This is a genomic window from Psychromonas hadalis ATCC BAA-638 (assembly GCF_000420245.1).
GTDB classification, from domain to species: Bacteria; Pseudomonadota; Gammaproteobacteria; order Enterobacterales; family Psychromonadaceae; genus Psychromonas; species Psychromonas hadalis.
On record NZ_ATUO01000168.1, the window covers coordinates 1 to 7,371 of the forward strand.

Consider the following 7,371-nt stretch of genomic DNA (forward strand, 5'->3'; position numbering starts at 1 on the left):
GTTGCATTCAATCGCAATAGCCGGCTATTACTCAATCATGCGCCTTAATCTTAGTAATTTACCCTGCGTAAAACCTGATCATTATATTAAGCGGAATGGTATTATACCAATAACAGTAAATAGCGGATCTATTTTACTGGTTAAAACAACTCACTTCCGCGTTGTGATTTTCGTAAAGGGAACAACCATTTACGTCAACTTACGCCTTGAATTAAGCTATTTTCCCTGCGGAAAATTTAGATCACATACTTAATGTAATTGGTATTACCCTAAATAGATCCGTCTCGGGATAGAGATGAAAAAATCCCCCGCCTTAAATAAGGCGAGGGATTTTATTTAACAGGTCACTGACTTAATCAAACTCAACCAAGTTCTTTTGGTATTGGTCAAATTGATCCGTGACCATTTTTTCAGGCTCAGCCGTGAATAAGCTTGTTGCGACAATCGCAATAGTTGCAAGAATAACACCCGGTACAATTTCATATATATCGAATAAACCACCAGTTAACTGTGCCCAAACTACGATGGTAATACCACCAACAAGAATACCCGCTAATGCACCATTTCGGTTCATACGGCGCCAGTACAAGCTTAATATCAATACCGGACCAAAGGCGGCACCAAAACCAGCCCAAGCATAAGAAACTAATCCTAATACTGAGCTATCTGGGGACATGGCTAAATATAACGCAAGTAAAGAGATTGCGAGTACGCCTAAACGCCCCACCATTACAACCTCTGCAGAGGTTGCTTGTGGTTTAATCAGCTGTTTGTAAAAGTCTTCTGCTAATGCTGAAGATGATACTAACAACTGTGAATCTGCTGTACTCATAATAGCGGCTAAAATAGCAGCTAACAAGATACCTGCAATAACAGGATGGAAAATAGCATCTACTAATACCATGAATATTTTTTCACTATCGATCAGGGCTCCTGTTAATTCATTGTTGACATAAAGTAGTCCAACTAAACCAACTAATACTGCACCTATCATTGAAATTGCCGTCCAAATAACAGAAATACGCCGTGCAGTAATTAGGTCTGCATTACTGCGAGTTGCTTTAAAACGTGCCAAGATATGGGGCTGGCCAAAGTAACCTAAGCCCCAAGCAACTAATGAGATGATTGCTATCCATGAAAGTGGTTTGCCATCGACATCATTCCACAGTGTCAATAGTTCTGGATTAACTGCATGCAAATCCGTTGCAAGTTGGCCTAACCCACCATTCATAGCGGCTATAGGTACAATTAACAATGCAGCAGACATTAATAAACCTTGCACTAAATCGGTCCATGCAACCGCAAGAAATCCACCAAATAAGGTATATGAAACAACACATAATGTGCCAATAATAACTGCGTAGGTATAATCTAATCCAAATACAGTTTCAAATAATTTACCGCCAGCCACTAAACCTGAGCTGGTATAAAACAAGAAAAACATCAAAATAAAGAAAGCTGCAATCGTTTGTAATAGTTTAGATTGATCGTTAAAACGACGCGCTAAAAAGCCCGGTAGCGTTAATGAATCACTTGCGGTAATACTGTAGGTGCGCAGACGTTTGGCACATATTAACCAATTTAACCAAGAGCCAACTAACAGACCACCCGCTAACCATACGGCCTCAATACCTGCTATATAAGCATAACCAGGAAGGCCTAATAATAACCAACCGCTCATATCAGATGCTCCTGCGGATAAAGCTGCTGGCCATGGTCCTAAACTTCGTCCACCTAAGAAGTAGTCCTTTGCATTGTTAGTTTTTTTATAAGCGTAAAGGCCAATAGCCAGCATTACGCCTAAATACATGATGAAGGTTAATGTTATTATAAAGTTATTTTCTATCATAATTTCCTCTTTTTTTATTCACATAAGTGATTCATGGGGTGAAAATTAACGCCCTGCTCTTCAATAACAAGCCAATATGTAAGTAGTATGAGCGACAAAAAAACGATTTAGTGTTGATTTTTTTGTAAAATAAAGCGCCTTTGCCAAGACTTATCCATGCATCAACTAATTTTTTCCGAGCATTGTAGACGCTATAAATAATTAGTAGCGGTATTAATTATTGATCACCACAGCCAAGTGCTAATAAAGTGGCGTTACCGCCTACTGCTGTAATGTTAACTGTTTGTGTCTTTTCGGTAATGAAACGATATAACAGGTAGTTATCAGTAATAGTGGGTAGGTTCTCTAAATCTGTTTCAGCGATTAACTGTGCAATTTGCCCTGGACGCATTGCCAAGCATTTATTTATTTCAAGTACTTCAGCACGATTGCCCATTAAAGCGACCCCAGCGATGCGAGGCGATTCTATTAAGGGCAGAAGTTCATCACTCTCAATCACACTTGCGATGGCATTATCAACGCCTATTTTGTGTAAGCTTGTACACAAATCATTTGCGATGGATTGCTGTTGTGCACACAGAGAGAGTATGACGACATTACCCGAAATTAAAGCAGCACTGATCAGGCCAACAATTGCAGTCACTGGCACTTCTTGGGGTGCAGCGATAACAAAAATGCCACGACCAGCAGTAGTTAACTCATTTGTTTCACCTGTAGGACCCGGCATTTCGATTGTTTCAGCGATCAGTGTTTGACCTTGTTTTACCTGAAAATTGACCATTTGGGTGGCCAGTGAATCAATTGTTTGTTGCTTATCAAATGACCTAGCCCATGCTTGTAAAAGTTGGCCTCGTTGGTTTAGCTGAAGATCGTTCCACGACGGCCATACTTGTAATGCATCATTAAGTATTTTTTGTGTTGAATTTAACATCTATTGCTCCCCTATAACTCAGAATTTACAACAGGGTTAGTCACCTGTGCTTGATTAACGAAACGGTATAAATAACGAGGGCCTCCGGCTTTAGGTCCAGTGCCTGAAAGGCCTTGTCCACCAAAAGGTTGTACACCCACCATGGCACCAACTTGATCTCGATTGATATAACAATTACCAACACGACTGGATGCGGCCAGTTTTAAATAACTTGCGGTATTACGACTGTGGATACCGAGGGTTAGGCCAAAACCAGTATCATTAATTTGCTCCACAATGCGCTCGAGCTGTTTAGATTTAAAGCGAATGAGGTGTAATATTGGGCCAAATTGTTCGTTTTCGAGCTGTGATAAATGTTTGATTTCAATCGCGGTTGGTGCGACAAAATTCCCTGAAGCACAACGTTCATCAAGTTTTACCTGTGCAAGTAACTTATTGTCTTTAAGCATGGTTTCAATGTGATTGAGTAATTTGTTTTTTGCTGTGCTATCGATAACAGGCCCAACATCAGTTGAATGTAAATAAGGCAAACCAACTTTTAACTCTTGCATTGATCCTTGAATAAGTTCAATGACACGATCTGCAATATCTTCCTGAATAAACAATACACGTAATGCAGAGCAGCGTTGACCTGCAGAAACAAAAGCAGAGCGAATCACATCCTTCACTACTTGTTCTGGTAGAGCGGTGCTATCAACGATCATGGCATTTTGTCCACCCGTCTCAGCGATGAAAGTAGCAACCTCACTATTACGACTTGCTAATGAGAGATTAATCGCTTGTGCCGTTGGGGTTGAACCAGTGAAAACAATACCTGTTACTCTTGGGTCGGATGCTAATACTGCTCCAACTTCTTTACCTGTACCGGGGAGAAACTGAATCGTTTGAGGTGGGAAACCCGCCTCTAACATTAACTCTACCGCTCGCGCTGCGATCAAGGATGTTTGTTCTGCAGGTTTTGCGACGACACTATTGCCGGTCACCAGTGCAGCACTAATTTGCCCAAGGAAAATGGCTAATGGAAAGTTCCATGGGCTAATACAAACAAAAACACCTTTACCTTGCATTTCAACTTGCATTTTTACACCATCAAAGCGCTCAATCGTTTTGGGTTGTGCAAAGTTTTGTGATGCTTGTTGTGCGTAATAGCGACAAAAATCGACAGCTTCTCGGACTTCATCAATACTGTCATGAATCGTTTTCCCTGCTTCTTTGTGGCATAAAGCCACCAGTTCAGGCATATGTTTTTCAAGTAAGTCGGCCAAGTTAAGCAAGTAACTTACGCGACTACTCAGCGCGACATTTTTCCATGTTGGATAATATTGATGTGCGCTATTAATTGCTTTTTCAACGAGTTGCGCATCAGAAAACAACACTGAGCCTACTTTAATGTTTCTATCATAAGGTGCGTTTACCGTATGCAAGTGAGGGTTCGATTCACTATCACTGTCATAATATTGATGACCATCAACAATTGCCCCTGCTTGCCAAAGGCGCTGCATGTGTACATCAACCAGAGATTGAAAAGGGGCTAGTTCACTGGTAATGTCAACATTGATACCAAGCGAATTTTTACGATCGTTAAAAATAGCAGGTGGCAGGGGAATTAAACCATTATGTAATGTTGAGCGGTTTTTTAAGGTATCAACAGGGTGCTCAGTTAAGCTATCAATCGAGCAAGTTGCATCAAATAAACGATGTACAAAAGAGCTATTAGCGCCATTTTCTAATAAACGTCTTACCAAATAAGGTAATAAATCTTTATGGGTACCAACAGGGGCGTAAATACGTACATTGGGGTTAAACATCTGCATCGCATGTTTGTATAACGCATCACCCATGCCATGCAAGCGTTGGAATTCAAACTGATCATGTGACGCCATTACCGAAATAGAAGCAACCGTTTGCGCGTTATGGCTAGCAAATTGTGGGTAAATAAGCCCCTTAATATGATCACTTAATAGAAAACGAGCACAGGCTAGGTAGGATACATCCGTACCTTCTTTACGTGTGTAGACAGGGTAGGCTTGGTAGCCATTTTGTTGTGATAATTTAATTTCACTGTCCCAATATGCACCTTTCACTAGGCGCAATGGAATACAATCACCTTGTCGTTTAGCGATTGATGCTAACCAAGTTAATACCGGTAAAGCACGTTTACTATATGCCTGTACAACGATGCCTAATTTCCCCCATCCTTTTGTGGTTGGGTGATTATATAATTTTTCAAATAACACCAATGAAAGCTCTAAACGATCAGACTCTTCTGCATCAATAGTTAGCCCGACATTAAGCTCACGCGCGCGTTTAATCAGTATTAATACCGTTTCAAACATTTCGCTTAATACACGTTGCTTGTTAGATACTTCATAACGAGGGTGCAGGGCAGATAACTTAATGGAAACAGTAGCCTCTGTTTTGATGTTTTTAGCGTGTTGTTGGTTTTTTCCTACTGACTCAATTGCTTGAATGTATGAATCAAAATATTTTTTAGCGTCAGCGGACGTTAATGCAGATTCACCGAGCATGTCATAAGAATAACTACAACCTTTTTTAGTCCAAGCTTTCGCGTTCTTTTGTGCTTCTTTAATGTTTTGCCCCAATACAAATTGATGACCCATAATTTTCATTGCTTGGTGCATTGCTTGACGTATCACAGGCTCAGTCATTTTGTTAACAAGGCGATTTATAACCTTAATTGTATTGGCGCCTTTTGTCGCGTCCATACTAACCACTTTACCGGTTAACAATAATCCCCAGGTTGATGCGTTTACAAAAGCAGAGTCTGAATTTCTTAAATGTGATTTCCAATCTGCACTACTTAATTTATCTTTAATTAATGCATCAGCGGTGGCAGCATCAGGTATACGCATTAATGCTTCTGCTAAACACATTAGCAAAACACCTTCTTGGCTATCTAAACTATATTCGAGTAGCAGTGAGTCAATCATTTGAACCGCTTGCTTATCCGCGCGGACTTTTGCAATGAGATCATTGGCGAGGGTTTTTATCTTTAGCGCTTCGCAGTCGCTTACTTCTGCTAGTGTTAAAAGTTCACCTAACCAAACTGATTCATCAACCATATAAAGTGGTGAGATATATGACCATAATGTGGGCAAAGGACGATCAATAAAGTCCTGAGAGAGAGTATCGATAGCATTAAATAGGGTCATGACTATTCCTTAGTGATTAAGATTTGTTGGCATATCTCTGATCAAATAAAACATGTGCACATAAAATACCAGATTGTCTTAACGGTATTATTGCGGTGCTTAAATGTAGTGCGATTGTTGCGTATTTGTTAAATATTTGTAATGCGGGCTATGGTATTTTTTGTGAGACTAGAAATCTTGTTAAAAACTGCGGTAAACGTGTTTAAAACTCTGATCGGGGTATAAATGTGATGAAGGTTAAATAAATTATCGTCGATATTGGCTTGGAGATATGCCTTGGAGTTTTGTGAAACGATGGGTAAAGCTGCTTTGATTTGCAAAACCCGTTTGAGATGAGATTTCGGATAATGAAAGCACACTTTCTTCTAATAATTTTTTTGCCAAAATAAAACGTTTATTGAGCACATATTGGTGTGGTGTCATGCCTATTTGCTGCTTGAAAATGACAAAGAACTGCCTTTCCCCTAGGAATGCCATACCTGCTAATTGTGTAACCGTTATTTTTTTTGATATATGTAGCTTAATATATTGGTCAATAATATCAATATTAATACGTTGTTTAGTTACTTTTCCTTGATATTTGTGGCGCTGCAAGAGCGCAATGATGGTTGAGTTGCATGCTTGAGATAAAAAACTATCATTGGGAGCCGATGACATTTCTGCCACTAGAAGCTGGATCAGTTTTTGTAACTTGTGATCTAATTGAAAGTATCCATTTTGAGTAAATAAAGTATTAATTCGTTCAATGGTGATTTGATCAAGATGAGACTCTAGGGGTAAATTCAGTACAAGGATCTGTGATTTATCAACACCATTAAAAGAATGATCTGATGATGCAGTTACCACACAGCCTTGTCCGGGGGTAATAATATTTGATAAACCTTCAATGCTGAATTCAGAGTGACCATCTACCGCGATCACAAGCTGGTGATGCGGATGATCATGATGATGGACTTCATTAGGTAGCAAGATTAATTCAGCGGGTTTAATTTTATTTAACTGATCATTTGGCATTGCTCACCCCAATTGAATATAGAAAAATGCAGACGAACAGAACAACTCTACCTATTCTGATCAAGTCCACGGACACCTGACTTTGTAAATTTTCATCGCTAATCGGCGTTAAATCGCCGCGTATTGTATGAAGTCGTGCATGGTTGTATATTCCTCAACATCCATCTTCATCGTTTCATATGTTAAGTGAACAATATTTAATAACCATTCATTCTTTAAACTGCCAAAAAATCGTTCTACAACTGCATTATCTAAACAAGCACCAACACCACTCATGGAAGCTGTTATTTTATATCTGTTCACCTCGATAGTAGATAGTATTATCCAGCATTAAAGTGTCCAGTTCAATTAGACCAATCCGCATAAGTATCTGATCTATCTTGTTGGTTAAAATAATAAATAGC

4 protein-coding genes are annotated in these 7,371 nt (G+C 39.4%); all 4 read right to left on the bottom strand.

The annotated features are described in order from the left end of the window. Positions 1-352: 352 nt before the first annotated feature. Entirely contained in the window at positions 353-1,849 is a 1,497-nt protein-coding gene (gene putP, locus G322_RS0115935; RefSeq protein ID WP_022942718.1) for a sodium/proline symporter PutP, read from the bottom strand. Positions 1,850-2,066: 217 nt separating this feature from the next. Then, on the bottom strand, positions 2,067-2,780 hold the full coding sequence (locus G322_RS0115940) for an aldehyde dehydrogenase family protein (protein WP_022942719.1): 714 nt from the start codon (positions 2,778-2,780) through the stop codon (positions 2,067-2,069). 11 nt (positions 2,781-2,791) lie between these two features. Beyond that, entirely contained in the window at positions 2,792-5,953 is a 3,162-nt protein-coding gene (putA, locus tag G322_RS0115945) for a bifunctional proline dehydrogenase/L-glutamate gamma-semialdehyde dehydrogenase PutA (RefSeq protein WP_022942720.1), read from the bottom strand. Positions 5,954-6,199: 246 nt separating this feature from the next. Next, positions 6,200-6,967, bottom strand: coding sequence for an AraC family transcriptional regulator (locus tag G322_RS0115950; protein WP_022942721.1), 768 nt, complete (start codon positions 6,965-6,967; stop codon positions 6,200-6,202). Between the last annotated feature and the right edge of the window lie 404 nt (positions 6,968-7,371).